General features: G+C 61.0%; 17 protein-coding genes. 6 read left to right on the top strand and 11 right to left on the bottom strand.

What is annotated here, in order from left to right:
- Positions 1-226: 226 nt before the first annotated feature.
- Both P3T23_RS14570 and P3T23_RS14565 read right to left on the bottom strand, forming a co-directional pair.
- Positions 227-1,627 (bottom strand): MFS transporter, encoded by a 1,401-nt coding sequence (locus P3T23_RS14570; protein ID WP_429316869.1) that lies wholly within the window; start codon positions 1,625-1,627, stop codon positions 227-229.
- A 555-nt stretch (positions 1,628-2,182) separates the two neighbouring features.
- A complete protein-coding gene (locus P3T23_RS14565; RefSeq protein WP_429316988.1) occupies positions 2,183-3,037 on the bottom strand; it encodes an enoyl-CoA hydratase/isomerase family protein in 855 nt (284 codons plus the stop codon).
- A gap of 179 nt (positions 3,038-3,216) precedes the next feature.
- Here P3T23_RS14565 and P3T23_RS14560 point away from each other — a divergent pair, with 179 nt between their 5' ends.
- A complete protein-coding gene (locus P3T23_RS14560) occupies positions 3,217-4,164 on the top strand; it encodes a TetR/AcrR family transcriptional regulator (RefSeq protein WP_429316868.1) in 948 nt (315 codons plus the stop codon).
- A 394-nt stretch (positions 4,165-4,558) separates the two neighbouring features.
- Here P3T23_RS14560 and P3T23_RS14555 read toward each other — a convergent pair whose 3' ends face one another.
- A complete protein-coding gene (locus P3T23_RS14555) occupies positions 4,559-5,653 on the bottom strand; it encodes a porin (protein WP_429316867.1) in 1,095 nt (364 codons plus the stop codon).
- 406 nt (positions 5,654-6,059) lie between these two features.
- On the opposite strand from P3T23_RS14555, the gene P3T23_RS14550 reads away from it, so the two are divergent.
- Entirely contained in the window at positions 6,060-6,983 is a 924-nt protein-coding gene (locus P3T23_RS14550; protein ID WP_429316866.1) for an amidohydrolase family protein, read from the top strand.
- A 128-nt stretch (positions 6,984-7,111) separates the two neighbouring features.
- Here the strand turns inward: P3T23_RS14550 and bioB are convergent, their stop codons facing one another.
- From bioB to P3T23_RS14530, 4 genes are all read right to left on the bottom strand, one after another.
- Positions 7,112-8,176, bottom strand: a complete 1,065-nt coding sequence (gene bioB, locus P3T23_RS14545; RefSeq protein ID WP_429316865.1) for a biotin synthase BioB — start codon at positions 8,174-8,176, stop codon at positions 7,112-7,114.
- A 64-nt stretch (positions 8,177-8,240) separates the two neighbouring features.
- A complete protein-coding gene (locus P3T23_RS14540) occupies positions 8,241-9,137 on the bottom strand; it encodes a hydroxymethylglutaryl-CoA lyase (RefSeq protein WP_429316864.1) in 897 nt (298 codons plus the stop codon).
- A gap of 81 nt (positions 9,138-9,218) precedes the next feature.
- Complete coding sequence (can, locus tag P3T23_RS14535; protein WP_429316863.1) at positions 9,219-9,860, bottom strand: carbonate dehydratase; 642 nt, start codon at positions 9,858-9,860, stop codon at positions 9,219-9,221.
- Positions 9,861-9,957: 97 nt separating this feature from the next.
- Entirely contained in the window at positions 9,958-11,685 is a 1,728-nt protein-coding gene (locus P3T23_RS14530; protein WP_429316862.1) for an AMP-binding protein, read from the bottom strand.
- A gap of 126 nt (positions 11,686-11,811) precedes the next feature.
- Here P3T23_RS14530 and P3T23_RS14525 point away from each other — a divergent pair, with 126 nt between their 5' ends.
- Positions 11,812-12,858 (top strand): AraC family transcriptional regulator, encoded by a 1,047-nt coding sequence (locus tag P3T23_RS14525; protein ID WP_429316861.1) that lies wholly within the window; start codon positions 11,812-11,814, stop codon positions 12,856-12,858.
- Positions 12,859-13,549: 691 nt separating this feature from the next.
- Here the strand turns inward: P3T23_RS14525 and P3T23_RS14520 are convergent.
- Both P3T23_RS14520 and P3T23_RS14515 read right to left on the bottom strand, forming a co-directional pair.
- Complete coding sequence (locus tag P3T23_RS14520; protein ID WP_429316860.1) at positions 13,550-13,972, bottom strand: type II toxin-antitoxin system VapC family toxin; 423 nt, start codon at positions 13,970-13,972, stop codon at positions 13,550-13,552.
- Positions 13,960-14,214 carry a type II toxin-antitoxin system Phd/YefM family antitoxin gene (locus tag P3T23_RS14515; protein WP_429316859.1) on the bottom strand — a complete coding sequence of 85 codons (255 nt, stop codon included), beginning with the start codon at positions 14,212-14,214 and terminating at the stop codon, positions 13,960-13,962. The genes P3T23_RS14520 and P3T23_RS14515 overlap by 13 nt, the downstream gene beginning before the upstream one ends.
- Before the next feature lie 235 nt (positions 14,215-14,449).
- Between P3T23_RS14515 and lysC the strand changes: the two genes are divergently transcribed.
- From lysC to P3T23_RS14500, 3 genes are all read left to right on the top strand, one after another.
- Positions 14,450-14,725 (top strand): Rz1-like lysis system protein LysC, encoded by a 276-nt coding sequence (gene lysC / locus P3T23_RS14510; RefSeq protein ID WP_429316858.1) that lies wholly within the window; start codon positions 14,450-14,452, stop codon positions 14,723-14,725.
- Positions 14,726-14,754: 29 nt separating this feature from the next.
- Positions 14,755-14,880 (top strand): hypothetical protein, encoded by a 126-nt coding sequence (locus P3T23_RS14505; RefSeq protein WP_429316857.1) that lies wholly within the window; start codon positions 14,755-14,757, stop codon positions 14,878-14,880.
- A 189-nt stretch (positions 14,881-15,069) separates the two neighbouring features.
- On the top strand, positions 15,070-15,375 hold the full coding sequence (locus P3T23_RS14500; RefSeq protein WP_429316856.1) for a hypothetical protein: 306 nt from the start codon (positions 15,070-15,072) through the stop codon (positions 15,373-15,375).
- A 253-nt stretch (positions 15,376-15,628) separates the two neighbouring features.
- Here the strand turns inward: P3T23_RS14500 and P3T23_RS14495 are convergent, their stop codons facing one another.
- On the bottom strand, positions 15,629-15,874 hold the full coding sequence (locus P3T23_RS14495) for a hypothetical protein (RefSeq protein ID WP_429316855.1): 246 nt from the start codon (positions 15,872-15,874) through the stop codon (positions 15,629-15,631).
- 381 nt (positions 15,875-16,255) lie between these two features.
- Complete coding sequence (mmsB, locus tag P3T23_RS14490; RefSeq protein ID WP_429316854.1) at positions 16,256-17,158, bottom strand: 3-hydroxyisobutyrate dehydrogenase; 903 nt, start codon at positions 17,156-17,158, stop codon at positions 16,256-16,258.
- Positions 17,159-17,175 lie beyond the last annotated feature (17 nt).

Below are 17,175 nucleotides of genomic sequence, written 5' to 3'. Positions count from 1 at the left end.
GGAAGTCGGACTTCGCGCCTGCCCTTCGGCGATGTCCCACGACAATACGACTTCTGCAAACCACTATACTTCACGTTCGTAAAGTATGCAAGGCGAACAACGGCTGTAAGCAGGAACTCGAGCACAGAGTTGGCAATGCTCGTGTCGTTGCTGCTACGTCTTCCTTATGACGCGGTATTGGCAACCCGGCGCGCCGGATTATGGGTGCGCCGGGGATTCAGCATCATCAATGCACGGGGATGTCTGGCAGCGCGCTGTCAGGCGGCGCCGGACTGATCGCTTCGAGATGTTCGCTTTCCAGCCGGCGCTGCGCCGCGAGAATACGCGCCATCAACGCCATGCAGACGCTGGCTATCACGAGCGGTATCGACAACACAGCGCATACGAGCACAAAGGGGTAGCCCGAAATGACTATCAGGCCAATCAGCGATGAGCCAATGATTGAACCAACCCGCCCGACTGCAACTGTCCATCCTGCACCGGATGCACGAAGCGCCGTTGGATAGAAGATGCCCGGAATGGTGTTAATGCAGGTTAGCGGGCCGCCGGTCGCCAATCCGGCCAGGAAGATGATTCCCGCGAGCCATGATGTCGCTTCGGACAGGCCTAGTACGACGACGAGCAACGCCCCTACGGCGAAGGAGCTGCAAATGACCGTGGCAATGTTGATGCGGCGCACCACGAACACGAAGAGTACCGCGCCGGTAAGCGCGCCGAACTGGAACATCGACGACACCTGGGAAGCTTCATGCATCGACAGGCCGCTCTGCTTCAAATGTGTCGGCAACCAGTATCCAACGAGAAAGAAGACCAGATACCCGGCAAATTCCGTAATCCAGGTGAGCACGGTGCCGAGCCGATAATCCTTTCCTACGAGCGCCAGGCTTCCTTTCTTCGAACCGCGTGGCGCCCGGATGACGAAATGAAAACCGGAACAGTCAACCGCCGGGAAGACTCTGGTCAAGACCCGCTGGACAGCTTCGTTAGACTTACGGCTCGCCACCAGGTAGAGCGGCGATTCGGGTACTTGCCAGACGAATAGACTCGCGACGCAGAGCGGCAGGACGCCACTCAAAGCCAGCATTCCTCTCCAGCCCAACACACCTATTCCGAAAGAGGTGACAAAGCCAGCGGCCGCAGAGCCGAACAGAATTCCACACATGATTGTGGCGAGCATCGCGGCGCGCGAACGATCGGGGCTATATTCAGCAGCAAACGCTGAAGTTGCAGGCATGGCGGCGCCAATGCCGAGACCGGTGACAAAACGAAACAAAACGAGTTGCACTACCGATTGCGCCTCGCTGGATGCGATCGCCGCAATACCAAACCATGCGATTGCCGCGATGGTCACCACCTTACGCCCTACCCGATCGGCCATCGCTCCGCCGAGGATTGACCCGACCAGCAGCCCAAACAACCCAATCGCAACCAATGGCGCGAGGGCTGCGGGAGGAAGGTGCCACTCGTGACTGACGGCAGGTGCGATGAACGCCATGACAATCGTATCGAATCCCTCGGTCGTGGTCGCCGCAAAGCAAAGGATAAACACCACCCACTGTTTCTTCCCTATCGGAAGATCATTGAAGAATCCGCGTATGTCGCGATGAACGTAGTCTCTGCGTTCCATTACTTGTCCTTGTAGCGTGCGAGGCAGGGTCTTCGGACCCGCTTCATTGCGGTAGGAAGCTGAAGTGAATCTTCAGTGTCGTATCAAACATGTACGTCGGATTCACTCTCCCGAAGGCGGCCAGAGTGAAACTGACGTCGTCGCCTCAGGTCACCACGAAGCGCCACTGACGTACTTGTGACATACGTCATCTGCGCTCGCGTCGCCGAACTTTATATTTTCCGATCGTGCAGGTTTATTCTAGTTAAAAGCTTTCCGCTCGTACAGGATTGTGAGACTGGGACTATCCCTATGGGGCGCGGTCTTACGGACGGACTGCCGCCGCTCCGGGCGTGCCTGGAATGGTCAAGGGGATGAGTGAAGAAGCCCGGCAGTTGCGATACCGGTGGGGGATGCAGACATGCATTTCATCTGCGCGGTGAAGGTACGCGGTGATGGTATTCAGGCAGCGCACCCCAAGCGCGCCAGACAGTACGACCCTGGCAAAGTCATTTCTCGAAAAAGCGGCGTGTATTGGGAATTGGCCTGGTGGTCAATCCCTTGCTCCCGAAGAATTCAGGTCGGCGATTTTCTTTGTGAATTCGATCGCCCGACGAATCCGGCGACTCGCTGACTGAATGCTTCCGTCGAGGCACACCTCAAAAACGCCTGCTTTTCGTCCTCGAGATGTTGTGCGAGCCCATACTCCGATGCCTTGCCGACGAGTTCTTTCATTTCGCTGACAGCAGCCGGCGGCACGTCCATTACACGCCGCGCCAATGCGAATGTCGCTTCTTCCAGCGAAGCTGGATCGACAACCGACTGCACCAGCCCCAGCGCGCTCGCTTCTTCCGCATTCAGCGAATCCTTCGCCAGCAGAATTTCGAGGGCGCGTGCCGACCCTAAGCGCCGCGCCAGATGGAAGGAAAGTCCCCCGTCGGTCGAGGTGCCCAGCTTGCCGTACCCGACGACAAATTGAGCCGCATGTGAGGCGACAACGAGGTCGCACGCCATTACCAGCGAAAAACCTGCACCTGCCGCAGCCCCCTGTACACTCGCAATCACAGGTATCGGCAATCGCCGCAACTTCAGAATCAGGTCGTTGAGCCGACTGATCAGGGCTTCGAGAAAGCCGTCGGATCTTTGCAGCCCTTCGAGAATCTGGACGAGATTCCCGCCGGCTGAAAATATGCGCCCGGTGGATCGCAGAACGACCGCGCGGTACCTGCCATGCGCCTCGATGTCGGCGAGCGCATTCAATAGATCAGTGCAGAACTCCAGGTCGACCGCGTTTGCCTGCGCTTCGTTTCCCAAAGTGATGACCGCGAGATCTTCACGGGAGGTCAAGGTGATGTTTCTCTGCATTTGGCGATGCCCGTGTTCACAGTGTTCTGGTGGGGGAACTGAGATCCGTTCAGGTGCATGCCCCACCAAGGCGGCACTGAGTCGGCACGTCAATTCGGCATTTTCTTAACACATCACGTGGACCTAACGCGTCATTCGGGATCTTCCCGCGCCCACGACGCCATTATATTTTACTATTGTTCAATTTAAAAGCGCGACTTCTGTGCGGAGGGCTTACCGCAAAGAGAGGTTGGGGAAACACGCGCGTGGCCGCCCGGAGGAGTAAGCAGAACGCGGGATCCAATGTATTATACTTTCGTACAGTTTTTGCGGTTGCTCTCACGGCGCGGCACTTAAGACCGGCAGCCGAAAGCGGCATCGAGCGCCACCGTCATGCCAGGCCCCTGCGAAAGTGCGGTCGGGCAACTCAATTCCTATTCGAGAACCATATGGTGCAACGTACAGTTTCCAGCAAGAACACTGCCAGAAAGGGACGTCCGACAGAGCTTCGGCGTGCGGAGCAGCAACGTGCGCAGGAGACGCGTTCCGCCATCCTGAATGCCGCGCTTTCGGAATTCGCCGCGAAGGGCTTTGAGGCTGCGAGCATACGCAGTATCGCGGACCGGGTCGGATTGCAGCACCCGCTCATCACCTACCACTACCGTTCGAAAGACATTCTTTGGCAGGAGGTAGCCGAATACGTCTTCGAACATATTCGTCACGAGTGGGACGCCTATCTGGCGGAGACGCCCGCTGTCAGTGCCGCAGACCACGTGAAAGGGATGTACAAGGCCCTGTTTAAATTCACGGTCAACTATCCGGAGTTCCATCGCTTCATGCTTCAGGAATTCCTGAGCTATAGCCCGAGGCTGCAATGGCTCGCAGATACGGTGCTCAAGCCCCTGATTAACTGGCTGCTGCCACAGATTCGTGCTGCACAGGAAGAAGGCGCGTTGCCCCAATGCGAACCCATCATCTTCCATTATTTGTTGATCAGCCTGACGTCAACCCTTTCAGGCTTCGGTCCGGAGATGCAGGCAACCGCCAATGTTTCCTCATCGGATCCCAAGGTGGTGGATTCATACTGGCAAATGGTTGAGGAACTCATCTTTCATCGAGAGACGCGCCCGAGCCGGTCCACGACGGTCGAACCGCGTTCGAGCGGTACAGTGAAGCAGCCGCGCGTGTCGGGTCGCTCAAAGACCGCCGCCTGATTTCGCGGGCTCTTCTGCCAAAGCACTTGAGCCCGGCTTCTGTGGCCAGACGACGTCTCCAGACAGGCGAGACCCCGCGGCACCCGCATGATCCTGGCGCCCACCAGTGTCTTACCTACGCCAACAGGAACAGGCGCGACGTCTGGCGCTTTACCCACCAAAGTGTTGAGGAATGCATGATCACCCCAGCCGGGGCGTTGCGGGTAACAGTTGGAAACCGCCCGGCCATCGCGTCAAGTGATTTCCCGTTGCGTGCCGACCGGAAAACGGAGAGAACCGCAAGCAGCGCCGCCACCGATCCGCACGCCACTAGCAGTTCCCGTTTTCAATCCAGATTATAATTTGGCATGCGAAATATATTGATCAATCTATGCCGTCAACCGCACTCGTTAGATCAGAACCTGTGACGGAGCCCAATGTGCACGATGGTTTGTATCGCTCCACTCGATGGGGCCGAGATGTTTGTAATCTGCGATTGCGTTGCAGAACCGCCCGCCTTCTGCAACTGGGCAACCAGGTAAATGTCTGTCCGTTTAGACAAGATGTAATTTGAAAAGAGACCATATGCACGATAGATTGGAGACTGGTCCGTTGCGTCGACCTTCCCGTGGGTGTAGATGTACACGACGCCAGCAAAAACGTCCGGCCGGATCTGGTAGCCCAGATTGGCTTCATAGTTATCGAAGCGAACATCCGCTCCCTCGAAGGCACCTCCGAACCGCGTGGAGGTGTACTGAAGTCCGAGCGTTGCCCTGCCAAAATTGTATTGGGCACCCGTACCCCAGATTTGCTGGCTTTGCGCATGGGGTACGTACGCTGAGAATGCGATTGCGTTCGGGGCGACGCCGCCGAACACAGAGGCGAGTGGATTCTTGATGTATGTATAGGCGGCAGCAGCATACAGCGGCCCGTTGGCGTAACTCAGACCAAACGACTTCACGCTGTTGGTGGAGAACTGCCCCGCTACTCCGCCAAAGCTATAGAGTGCTTCGCCAGTGAATCCGGCAATATTGGGGCTGGCGTACCTGACGGCATTGTTAATACGGTTGACGCCAGCGGTATTGTCAACGTCGTTGAGGTGGGCCAGATAAACCGACCAGTTCAGGCCGGCGTCGATTTTTGACAGCAGATTGGCCATCTCATCGTATTGACGTCCAAGCGTCACCGTTCCGTATGGACTTGCGATGCCCACGTACGCCGATCGACCAAAAAGCGCGCCGTTGTTGCCGAGGTTACCCGTCGACGGGTCAAAGCCACTCTCCAGAAGAAAGATAGCTTTCAGACCACCGCCCAGATCCTCTGCCCCGCGAAATCCCCATCGCGATACTGAGGCTCCACCGCTCTGGAGCTGCCAGTTTGAGTGGCCCTTTTGATTGCTGGTGTACGTGATGCCTTCATCGACGATCCCATACAAGGTTACGCTGCTCTGCGCGTACGCGGACGCCGACGCTGCACATAACACAGCGGCGCCGCACGATAGCCTCTTCATTTTCAGTCTCCTCTGACGATACATCCGAACATTGCCGTGCCTGAATGAAGCAAATTTTCTTTTAACTTTACCGATCGTACAGCATTAGACTACTCGGTAATTTTCCGGTCGTACAGCTTTGTTGGGCTAGTGCTATCCCCTATGGAACGCTCCTCACAAACGGGGAAATCGCGGCCGCTCAACCCTGAGAGTGGCTAGAAGGCCGACATGTATAGGGTTGGAATGAAGCAGTTTGCGAAAGACCGTGAAAGACCGTTCCTGTACACGTCACTGTCGAATTGTCGAGAAGCTTCCATCACTATACTTTTCATTCGTAAAATTTAGTGTATAGTGGAATTGAACGAAGCGATGGGCGGAGCGACCTGCGCTCCTGCTAGTCCGGAATCCAGATCAGGAGACGATAGTCATGTCGACGCAAAAGATAGACACCCACCAACATTTCCTTCCCAAGCTGTATGTGGACGCTGTAGGTCTCGACATACTGAACGCCGCCATGCCGACTGGGATTGCCCCAACCTGGTCCGTAGAGGCGGCCCTCGCGATGATGGATGAAAATGGCATTGACGAGGGCATTCTGTCCATCTCGGCGGGCCCGAAGATTCCGGATGCGGCGGCGTTGCTCCGGAAATGCAATGACTATGCAGCTGACCTCAGGGCACGGCATCCCGGGCGGTTCGGTTCCTTTGCCAGCTTGCCGCTGCCACACATCGACGCAGCCTTGCGCGAGGTGAGTTATGCCCTCGACGAACTGAAGGTCGACGGATTCATTCTCTTCACGAACTACGACGGCATGTATCTGGGGGATCCTCATTTCACCCCGCTGCTGGAGGAACTCGATCGTCGTGGCGCCGTCGTTTTCGTTCACCCGAATCAACCGCCTCACGAGATACCGCGCGTCGCTCCGGCGTCTGTGCTGGAATATCCGTTCGAGACGACGCGCACTGCGGCGAGCCTGATTATTTCGGGTGCGGTAACCCGATTCAAGAATGTGCGGTTCATTCTGTCCCATGCCGGGGGGACGTTGCCCTTCCTCGTACCCCGTCTTGCTCTCTCCATTTCGATGATGCCTGGGGCAATCGAGCGCGTGGGTGACCCGCTTGAGGCGGTCAGATCCCTGTATTTCGACACGGCCCTTTCGGGAGGAGCGGCGCCATTGAGCGCGCTCGCGCAAATTACAACGCCTGACCACATCCTGTTCGGAACGGACTTTCCGTTCGCACCGACTACCGCGATCCGGCAGTTCGGCGCCGTACTCGACGACATCGAGATTCCCGGTATTGAGATGAACAAGGTGTACGGCGAGAACGCCGCGAGATTGCTGGGTCGGTAACCGGGGATTTGAATCGACTAGTGGGTGTCAAGTTGACGAACGGGGATCATCTGCGTGGTTAATCCATAGCTATCCCTGGCAGATGATTTTCTCGAGCAACGGGAGAGAACTCGGGGTTCTCCAGAAAGTCATCGTCGAGCATCGGACGTCCGGGCCGCGACGCCTCCCCGATCGGCAAAGGCTGCGCGCTCTTCCTCACCTTCGCGCTGGACGCGCAGGCCCAATCGGTCGAACAGCGCACGATCCCGCGCGGCCTGCGGATTGCTCGTAGTCAGCAGCCTGTCGCCATAAAAGATCGAGTTCGCGCCCGCGAGAAAGCACAAGGTCTGGAGCGCGTCGTCCATCTGCTCCCGCCCCGCAGAGAGCCGCACCATCGCGCGCGGCATCGCGATGCGCGCGACCGCAATGGTCCGCACGAATTCGAGCGGATCGAGCGGCTCGGTACCGGCGAGCGGCGTGCCCTCGACCTGCACCAGATGGTTGATCGGTACGGACTCCGGGTACGGGTCGAGATTCGCGAGCTGCGCGATCAGGCCCGCCCGCTGCGGGCGCCCTTCTCCCATGCCGACGATCCCGCCGCAACACACGTGGATACCGGCGCCTCGCACGCGGGCCAGCGTGTCGAGACGGTCCTGGTAGGTCCGCGTACCGACGATGCGGCCATAGTATTCGGGCGACGTGTCGAGGTTGTGGTTGTAGTAGTCGAGGCCGGCGTCTTTCAACGCGCCGGCCTGCTCCGCATCGAGCATGCCGAGCGTCATGCAGGTTTCCAGTCCGAGCGCCTTCACCTGCCGGACCATTTCGGCCACGGCCTCCATGTCTCGCGGCTTCGGACTGCGCCATGCGGCGCCCATGCAGAAGCGCGTCGCCCCCTGGTCCTTCGCAATCCGCGCGGCCTCGACGACTTCCGCGACCGGCATCAGCTTGCCCGCTTTCACGCCGGTATCGAAATGCGCGGACTGCGGACAGTAGCCGCAGTCCTCCGCGCAACCGCCAGTCTTGATCGACAGCAGCGTCGACAACTGGATCTGGTTCGGATCGAAATGCTCGCGGTGCGCCTGCTGCGCGCGATGCAGCAGATCCATCAGCGGCAACGCAAACAGCGCGTCGACGTCTTCGACGCGCCATCGCGCATCCGGCTGCGCGGCAGGCTTCGTCAGGGCCGACAAAGGAATGGTGGCGACGGTGTTCATGCAGTCACTCCAGTTAAGGAAAGCCGGCCCGGAACGACGTGCAAGGCAACGGCATCGAGCCGGATCACGAACGCCTGCCGAGGACGGCCCGACCCACTCGCGACCCGTTGTCGCGGCCGAGTTGCGCCGAGATCCACGCGCCGCAATCCACCAGCGCATCGAGATCGACGCCGGTGCTGGCGCCGAGTCCGTGCAGCAGGTACACGACGTCCTCGGTCGCGACGTTGCCCGTCGCCCCCTTCGCATACGGACAGCCGCCCAGCCCGGCGACTGAGCTGTCGAACACCCGGAGCCCGAAGTCGTACGACGCGTGAACGTTGGCTGCCGCCATCCCGTACGTATCGTGGTAATGCCCGGCCAGCGCGCCGACGGGCACCCGCGCCGCGACGGCTTCGAGCATGGGCAGCACCGAGCCCGGCGTGCCGACGCCGATCGTGTCGCCGAGCGACACCTCGTAGCAGCCGAGCTCATGAAGGCGTGCCGACACGTGCGCGACCTGCTGCGGCGCAATCGCGCCGTCATACGGACACGCGATCACGCACGACACGTAGCCCCGGACCTTCACGCCCTGGCGTTTCGCGGCGTCGAGCACGGGCACGAAGCGGTCGATCGACTCGTCGATCGAGCAGTTGATGTTCTTCTGCGAGAACCCTTCCGACGCGGACGCGAACACGGCCACCTCGGTCGCGCCTTCGGCCACCGCGGCCTCGAAGCCCTTCAGGTTCGGCGTCAGCACCGGATAGTTCACACCGGGCCGGCGGCGCAAGCCGCGCATCACGTCGGCCTGGTCCGCCATCTGCGGGACCCACTTCGGCGACACGAACGACGTGACCTCGATATCGCGCAGGCCCGCCGCGGCCAGACGCTCGATCAGCTCCAGCTTGGTCGCGGTCGATACGTTCTGCTTCTCGTTCTGCAGCCCGTCACGCGGACCGACTTCGACAATGCGCACCTGTTCCATCACTCGACTCCTTCGAAATCCAGCAACCCGGCCCCGTCGGCGACCTGCATGTCCCGTTCCCTGGTTCCTTGAGTAGAAGTTTCAGCTCAGGCTCTGCAGGGAAGCGCGATAGCGCTCGTCCCATGATTGCCCACCGCTGACGCTCACGCCGACCCGCCGCAGCAGCCCGTCGGCCAGGCCGTAGACGAGCCCGTGCACCTCGACGCGCTGGCCGCGATACCACGCGCGCCGCAGGATCGTCGTGCGGCACACGTTCGCGACCTGCTCGATGACGTTCAGCTCGACCAGCCGCCGGCTGCGCTCCGCGTCGTCGCAGCCGTCGAGCCGCGCCTCGTGCCTGTTCGCGATGTCCTCGATGTGACGCAGCCAGTTGTCGGCCAGTCCGGTCGAGCGGTGCTCGGCGACCGCCTGAACGCCACCGCAGCCGTAGTGGCCGACGACCATCACGTGCTCGACCTTCAGCGTCTCGACCGCGTACTGCAGCACCGACAGGCAGTTCAGGTCCGAATGCACGACGACGTTGGCGATGTTCCTGTGCACGAATACCTCGCCGGGTGCCAGCCCGAGAATCTCGTTTGCGGGTACGCGGCTGTCGGAGCAGCCGATCCACAGATAGCGCGGCGACTGCTGCGCCGCGAGCCGGGTGAAGAAGTCAGCATCATCGGCGACGCGCTGATTCGCCCACGCGCGGTTGTTCGCGAACAACGTGTCAAGAGAGCACATCGCCAAAGTCTCCTGTCGATGAAGATTGACGCGCCTGGCGCACGCCGCGCGCCTGAAAATCAGATGCCGACGGGACGCAACGCGCCGGCGGCCGCCATCAGTTCGTGCGGTCCCGCACGTGGCTGAGCTCCTCGATCATCCGCTCGCGCATCGCGAACTTCTGGACCTTGCCGGTGACCGTCATCGGCATCTCGTCGACGAAGCGGATGTAGCGCGGAATCTTGTAATGCGCGATCTGACCGCCGCAGAAGTCGCGGATCTCGTCATCGGTGGCCTGCTCGCCCGCCTTCAGGATGATCCAGGCGCAGATCTCCTCGCCGTACTTCGAATCGGGCACGCCGAACACCTGCACTGCCTGCACCTTCGGATGGCGGAACAGGAACTCCTCGATCTCCCGCGGGTACACGTTCTCGCCGCCGCGGATCAGCATGTCCTTCACCCGGCCGACGATGTTGCAGTAGCCGTCAACGTCGAGCGTCGCGAGGTCGCCGGTGTGCATCCAGCCGTCGCGCACGGCTTCCTGGGTGCGCTTTTGGTCGCCCCAGTAGCCGGGCATCACCGAATACCCCCGGGTGCAGAGCTCGCCCTTCTCGCCGATCGGCACCACGCTGCCGTCGACGTCGACGATCTTTACCTCGAGGTGCGGCTGCACACGGCCGACCGTCGCCACGCGCCTGTCGAGCGGGTCGTCGGTGCTGCTCTGAAACGACACCGGCGAGGTCTCGGTCATCCCGTAGGCGATCGTCACCTCGCGCATGTTCATCTGCGACACGACGCGCTTCATCGTCTCGATCGGGCACGGCGCGCCAGCCATGATGCCGGTGCGCAACGTCGACAGGTCGTACTGCGCGAATTCGGGCACATCGAGCTCGGTGATGAACATCGTCGGCACACCGTGCAGCGCGGTGCACTTCTCGTCCGACACCGCCGCGAGCGTCGCCGACGGGTCGAACACCTCGCCGGGGAACACCATCTTCGCGCCGGTCGACACGCAGGCCAGCACCGACATCACCATGCCAAAGCAGTGATAGAGCGGCACCGGAATGCACAGCGCGTCCCGCTCGTCGAGGCGCATCGCCTGCGCGACGAAGCGCGCGTTGTTGACGACGTTGTGATGCGTCAGCGTCGCGCCCTTCGGATTGCCGGTCGTGCCGCTGGTGAACTGGATGTTGATCGGATCGTGGCAGCCGAGCGACGCCGTGATGTCGTCGAGCGATTGCCGATCCAGCATCGACGCGCCACGGTACACCACCTCGTCGTAGCCGAGCATGCCGGGCGTGCGCGCTTCGCCCATCCGGATCACGCACTCAAGCGCCGGGAGACGCCCCGCCACCAGCTTGCCGGGTTCGCTCGCGGCCAGCTCCGGGGCCAGCGCCTGCAGCATCTCCAGATACTGCGACGTGCGCAGCCGTTCGGCAGAGACGATCGCGCGGCAGCCCGACGCATTGAGCGCATATTCCAGTTCCTGCAAGCGATAGGCCGGATTGATATTGACCAGGATCACGCCGATGCGGGCGGTCGCGAACTGCGTGACGAGCCACTCGACGCGGTTCGGCGACCAGATGCCGAGCCGGTCGCCCCGCCGCAGACCGAGCGACGCGAGCCCCGCGGCCAGGCGATCGACTTCCGCGCCGAACTCGGCCCAGGTCCAGCGCACGTTCTGTTCGCGGAACACGACCGCGGGCCGATCGGCGAAGCGGGAGACGGTATCGGCCAGCAGCGCGGCGATGGTGGCGGTCGACAACGGCGATTCCGTCGATCCCCGCACGTGCGACAGGTTGTCTCGCGGCGCGATACCCGGCGGCGAACCGACTGGTTGGCTCATGGCTAGTCTCCTCATGTCACTTCGATCTACGAGCGATCCACGGGTGTCAGCTTAGGCGAGTGCGGCGCGCATGTTCTGCCGTTGTGGTAGCCTATCGTGCCAACTTGCGCCAGCCCCGACAGCGCCATGCCCGCCGCCTCTTCCCGACGCGCGCCGCGGATCGATCGCGCCGCGACCCCAATCGCATTCGTGAATGCCGTGCTGCTCGGCTACGAGAAATACGGCGCCGATCCGTCGGATGCGCTGCGCGAGGCACAAATTGCGCCAGCGCTGCTGAGCGAGCCTGGCGCCCGCGTGACAGCGACGCAATTCGAAGCGCTGTGCCGCGTCGCGATGCAGCAGCTCGACGACGAAGCGCTGGGCTGGTTCTCGCGCCGACTGCCCTGGGGCAGCTACGGCCTGCTGGCTCGCGCATCGCTGACTTCGCCGAACCTTGGCGTCGCGCTGAAACGCTGGTGCCGGCACCATCGGCTGCTCACCGACGACATCCTGCCGACCCTGACAGTCGCAGACGACATTGCCACCCTCGAGATCGAAGAAAGACAGCAGTTCGGCGCGCTGCGCGAGTTCTGCCTCGTCACGGTGTTGCGCTACGTGCACGGGTACGCGTGCTGGCTGATTGATTCCCGCATTCCGCTGATCGAAACGGACTTCCCGTTCCAGCGGCCGCCGCACAGCACTGTCCATTCGCTGATCTTCCCGGGGCCGGTGCACTTCGGCCAGGACCGCGCATGCATGCGCTTCGCCGCCCAGTACCTTGCGTTGCCGCCCCGTCGCGACGAACGTGCGCTCCGCACGATGCTGCAGCACGCGCTGCCGCTCACCGTGCTGCAGTACCGCCGCGATCGCCTGCTGGCCAGCCGTGCACGTGCGCTGATGATTGCCCGGCCGAGCAGGCCGCACACCGCTGCGGCGCTGGCCGGCGCGCTGAACGTGTCGGTGCGCACGCTTCATCGTCAACTGGAAGAAGAAGGGACGTCGCTGCAGGCGCTGAAGGATGCGGTGCGACGCGAGCGGGCGATTGAGCAGCTATGCCGCACCACGCATTCGATCAAGCAGATTGCGCTGTCCATTGGCTTCGCGAGCGAAAAGACGTTCGCGCGCGCATTCCGGCAGTGGACCAGCGAGTCGCCGAGCGAGTATCGGCAGAAATCCAGCGCCTCGACACGGTGAAGCAGGTTACGCCCGCGCTCCTCGCCGCGCTGACGAGCGGGCAAATCGCGGCCGCCGCAGCCGTGCCGATGATTGATCAGCCTCAAATGATGCATTCATCGGCACCCTCTTACTCCCCCCAGGGTCGTTCCCTACAGTAGCTGCAAAGCCCGCGGGACTGCGGGCCCGACCAGCCGGTCGGCCCGCATTCCCCATCTTGAAAGGACACGCTCAGGAGTCAGCAGACGCTCTATTTCGACGACCTCAAGGTCGGCGACACCTCCACCACCGGCACGTATGATAAGTGTCGTTGAGCCTGCCGGGTCGCCGCTTTATTCCCGCAATCGCATGCAGGTGAAGGGGGCTTGAGGCCGGACAGCCTTGATAGACAAGGCTGTCGGAAAGTAACGGTTTTACGCTATTCGTTCTCGTCGAAGTAGTGAAGAGGTTATGCCTGGCGGGTGCCGAGTCGGAAACCTACGCCATAAGCTACGCCAGATGGGTCCCGGGTTTTTAGCTTTGGGCACACGCGATCGGCCCTTTAACCCCGGAGACGATGCTGTACTTACGCACGCGGGTCGGAGCAGTTCCCTTGCGTGGCGCGTCACTTTTAAGCGGTCTACGAAAATCGCTCAAATCAACTATGTCAAGTTAACCCGGCGACACCGGGTACAAAAAAGTATCGACGGGAAGAGCCGTGCGACGCCTGCAATCAATGCGAATTCTTCGGCGCGGCGATGACCTGAATCACGTCGAGTACCCGGAAATCTTCGGGATTGCTTGTCAGGACCGCATACCCGTGTTCATGAGCCTGCGACGCGATCCACAGGTCGTTGTAGCGCGGGCGGGGATTGCGCCCGGCCTGTTTCATCATCGTGGCGAGCAGCCCGAACGATTGAGCGGTGCGGCGTGTAACTTCGAGCACGGGCATCTGTTCGGCCTGGCGCAGCACGATCATGCGTTGTGCGCGCTCCCTTGCGTCGTTCGGATACTGAGCGCCGTATTCGAGTTCGCCGATGGTCATCGCAGAAACATAGGCAAGTTCGGAGCCAGCTTGCCGGAACACGGCGTCGAGATCGATGGAGCCAGTCGCGACGTCGATCCACACGCAGGTATCAACGATTACTGCCGCCACGGGTCACGCACCTCGTCGTCGAAACCCATGTCGCGAACGTCGGCCTTGAAGCGCTCGCCGACCTCGCGCGAGATCTTCTGCATGCGCTCGAAAGCCTCGCGCACCGTCACCGGCCGCTGGGGGGGCGTGATTGTGCCAAGCACCGTGTTGTTGCGTTTAATCGTTACCGATTCGCCGTGCGCCAACGTATCGAGAACCTGATTCGTGCGGCGGGCGAGATCGGTGGCGGTTACCGTAGCCATGTGGACCTCCGGTTAGTAAATACGCATTTTACGCAATTTGTGTATTTTAGCCAAGGTCGGTACCAATCGCATTGAGGGTCGACTTTTCTGCTTTTGACGCAAATTCTTCTGCTTTTGACGCAAATTCGCGCGCAAAGCAAATTGTCGCTACGATGCACCGCAATATGTCCCGCACCTCTGGGCCCGGTGCAAACCAGCAACTCATGTGGGGGATTTCCTTTTGTAGCTAGCCGACATGGTTGCAGCGCAAGAGACGCCGTTTTCCCCACTGAAGCTACATCTCCCCAACACCGACCAGCTCAGCCTTCTCAGGGCCAGAAACCTCGCGATTGGCGACGAACGCGCCGCGCTTGAAGCCTTGAAGTGCATTCGCCAGCCATGCGCTGAGCCGGACCCGCCGACCGATCGTACCCTCGGCGGACTGGTACAATCCATGCGTGACTACCAGACCGCGATCGATTTCTGCAACGCACAGCTTGACGCGCTGCGGTCGTTCTTCAAGACCCGATGAAATGCGAATACGTGTACGCAGACCTGTGCGTGGACGAGAATGACCAGTACGTGCCGGTGCCCTGTGATCCGCTGCCGGAAGACACCTTCGCGACGATCGAGGTGGCACCGCACGTGCTGGCCGTCTACCGTTGGTCTGACATGACCAAGCACTAGCCCAGCTTGTCAGCCAGCTTCTTGGCTCTCAGGTGGGTGTACGAGACCGCGCCCTTTGCCGGAACATGCCGGGGAGACAGCCATGACCGAACCGATTGCGCGAGCATTCACACAGCGGTTCACCTTCAGGCGACGGACGACTGACGACCGCCTGCCCGCATTCGCCAGACGGCGGCCGGGAGACGAGCGATGCAGAACGACAGACCGCCGCCGCGGCGCGTGAAATACGGAAAAGGGATCCGGATCGGCGGCTCCGGATGGTTCGGCCGATTGCTGGCCGTCGTCCTGAGCGCGATCATGCTCGTGGCGGCCGCGATGCTGTCGATGGTGCTGCTCGCCGTGCTGTTCGCGGTGGGCACGATCGTCGTCGGCTATCTCTGGTGGAAGACGCGCGCGCTGCGCCGGCAGGCGCACGCGTTCGGCGACGACGGCCGGACCGTCGACGTCGAGATCGTCCACAAGGACTCGCCCGTCGACGATTCCGCGAAACGCTGACGATCGATTACGCGGCCGCCTTCCTGAACTGGAGAGCGTGCAAAAGTTGGGGAGGTCGATTTCGTCAGGACTCCCTGACTCACAGCATGATGGCGCAGTCTGTGCTGTCCGTTGGCGAGTGCCCGCCTGCCGACGCTGGCCGATGCATTTGCCGTAACCCGAGTCGGCAATCTTGAGCGCCGAGGGGCAACGCGGCGAGAATTCCCCGTTCAAAACCGCAACCCTGACCTGCGCCATGCAGTGCGCCCCCTCGTCAGTCCAGCGCATCTGTCGCTTCCTGGCCATACGGTAGCCGACAACCTGGTTCACCGCGGACTCTGCGATGCTGCTGCTGATCGGCAGGCCCTTGCGATGCCGGGAGCGAGCGCCCTTCCGCGAACGTCAGGCCCAGTTCGGCAAGACTGCTGTCAGCGCGCTCAACCATGGCCAGAACCCCGTCGCCCGCCTCGACCGTGTCACTGTCTCCGTCGACCAACCTTGCTTCGATGATCAACCGCATGGCTTTCTTTCAACGCCCCATAGAAGCCTACTCCACACGAAACCGTTGCCGGAAGCACACGCGGCCCTCCTTGGGAGCCTCCCCAACTTTTGCACGCTCTCGTGTCGTTCGACACGCGCATATCTCTGGCACACGCCGCCCCCGATACTTCACCTCCCGGGTAAGGTAGGAGTGCGGGATGATTGATTGTGTCGGCGAAAGGTCCCCGCCGGAGTCATCGGCTAAGGCAATCATACTTGTCAACAACTCTGTTTCGTCTGCAGCAAGGCTCTCCGCATGAAAGTGCAGGAAATCCTCAAACCCGCTCATCAGACGCGTGACAACCAGACTTGAGAGAGTCGGCATTGGCCACCTTCATACAACTGCCCCCGTGCGATACAACTACGTCGCGTCGGTGGCCGCCGGACGGAGATAAAGCTTGATAACGGATGAGAAGTCGAGCCGACCGTCTCCAAGGGCGCTCGACGTCTGGTAGAGCTGCTGCGCCAAGGCGCCCAAGTACACCGGCTGGCGCACCGATCGGGCTGCGTCCGTTGCCAGGCCGAGGTCCTTCAGCATCAGATCAGTACCAAAGCCGCCAACATAGCCTTTTGATGCCGGTGCTGCCTGCAACACGCCGGGATACGGGTTGTACGTATCCGAGCTCCAGCAGCGCCCGGTGGAGGTATTCAGAATGCCACTCAGTGTCTTTGGATCAATGCCGAGTGCCGCCCCAAGCGACATCGCTTCCGATACACCAGCCATCGTGATGCCGAGAACCAGGTTGTTGCAGATCTTCGCAATTTGACCTGTACCTACTCCCCCGCAGTGCACGATGTTTTTACCCATCGCCTCGAGCAAAGGTTGAACCTTCTCGAACGTGCCACCTCCGCCACCAACCATAAAGGTCAAGGTGCCGGCTGCCGCGCCCCCTGTGCCGCCCGAAACCGGCGCATCCACAAAGAGGTTGCCCTGTGCAGCCGCAAGCGATGCAAACTCTTTGACACTCGCCGGGTCGATCGTACTGGAGTCGATGATTGCTACACCGGGTGCTACACCGGCCAGAATTCCATCGGGCCCCGTCAGGACGTTGCGAACATGGATAGACGCCGGAAGCATGGTAATGACATACTCCGCGTCCTTGACAGCAGCACGAGGTGAAACGGCAGCTTCTGCGCCGGCGTCCACCATGTGCTGCACGGCACGCTGACTCAGGTCATAGACGGTCAGCGAATGCCCGGCCTTAAGCAGGCAATGGGCCATCGGCGCCCCCATGTTTCCGAGTCCGATAAAGCCTATTTTCATGGTGTCGGCTCCTATAT

The organism is Paraburkholderia sp. GAS448 (assembly GCF_050435685.1).
GTDB lineage: Bacteria > Pseudomonadota > Gammaproteobacteria > Burkholderiales > Burkholderiaceae > Paraburkholderia.
Note: the sequence above shows the minus strand (reverse complement) of the source record. Positions and strands in the feature narration are given on the sequence as shown.

What these genes read in the sequence shown, in the direction of transcription:
- P3T23_RS14570 (WP_429316869.1), bottom strand. Translation starts at nt 1,627, where the DNA reads ATGGAACGCAGAGACTACGTTCATCGCGACATACGCGGATTCTTCAAT.
- P3T23_RS14555 (WP_429316867.1), bottom strand. Translation starts at nt 5,653, where the DNA reads ATGAAGAGGCTATCGTGCGGCGCCGCTGTGTTATGTGCAGCGTCGGCG.
- P3T23_RS14550 (WP_429316866.1), top strand. Translation starts at nt 6,060, where the DNA reads ATGTCGACGCAAAAGATAGACACCCACCAACATTTCCTTCCCAAGCTG.
- bioB (WP_429316865.1), bottom strand. Translation starts at nt 8,176, where the DNA reads ATGAACACCGTCGCCACCATTCCTTTGTCGGCCCTGACGAAGCCTGCC.
- P3T23_RS14540 (WP_429316864.1), bottom strand. Translation starts at nt 9,137, where the DNA reads ATGGAACAGGTGCGCATTGTCGAAGTCGGTCCGCGTGACGGGCTGCAG.
- can (WP_429316863.1), bottom strand. Translation starts at nt 9,860, where the DNA reads ATGTGCTCTCTTGACACGTTGTTCGCGAACAACCGCGCGTGGGCGAAT.
- P3T23_RS14530 (WP_429316862.1), bottom strand. Translation starts at nt 11,685, where the DNA reads ATGAGCCAACCAGTCGGTTCGCCGCCGGGTATCGCGCCGCGAGACAAC.
- P3T23_RS14525 (WP_429316861.1), top strand. Translation starts at nt 11,812, where the DNA reads ATGCCCGCCGCCTCTTCCCGACGCGCGCCGCGGATCGATCGCGCCGCG.
- P3T23_RS14515 (WP_429316859.1), bottom strand. Translation starts at nt 14,214, where the DNA reads ATGGCTACGGTAACCGCCACCGATCTCGCCCGCCGCACGAATCAGGTT.
- lysC (WP_429316858.1), top strand. Translation starts at nt 14,450, where the DNA reads ATGGTTGCAGCGCAAGAGACGCCGTTTTCCCCACTGAAGCTACATCTC.
- P3T23_RS14500 (WP_429316856.1), top strand. Translation starts at nt 15,070, where the DNA reads ATGCAGAACGACAGACCGCCGCCGCGGCGCGTGAAATACGGAAAAGGG.
- P3T23_RS14495 (WP_429316855.1), bottom strand. Translation starts at nt 15,874, where the DNA reads ATGCGGTTGATCATCGAAGCAAGGTTGGTCGACGGAGACAGTGACACG.
- mmsB (WP_429316854.1), bottom strand. Translation starts at nt 17,158, where the DNA reads ATGAAAATAGGCTTTATCGGACTCGGAAACATGGGGGCGCCGATGGCC.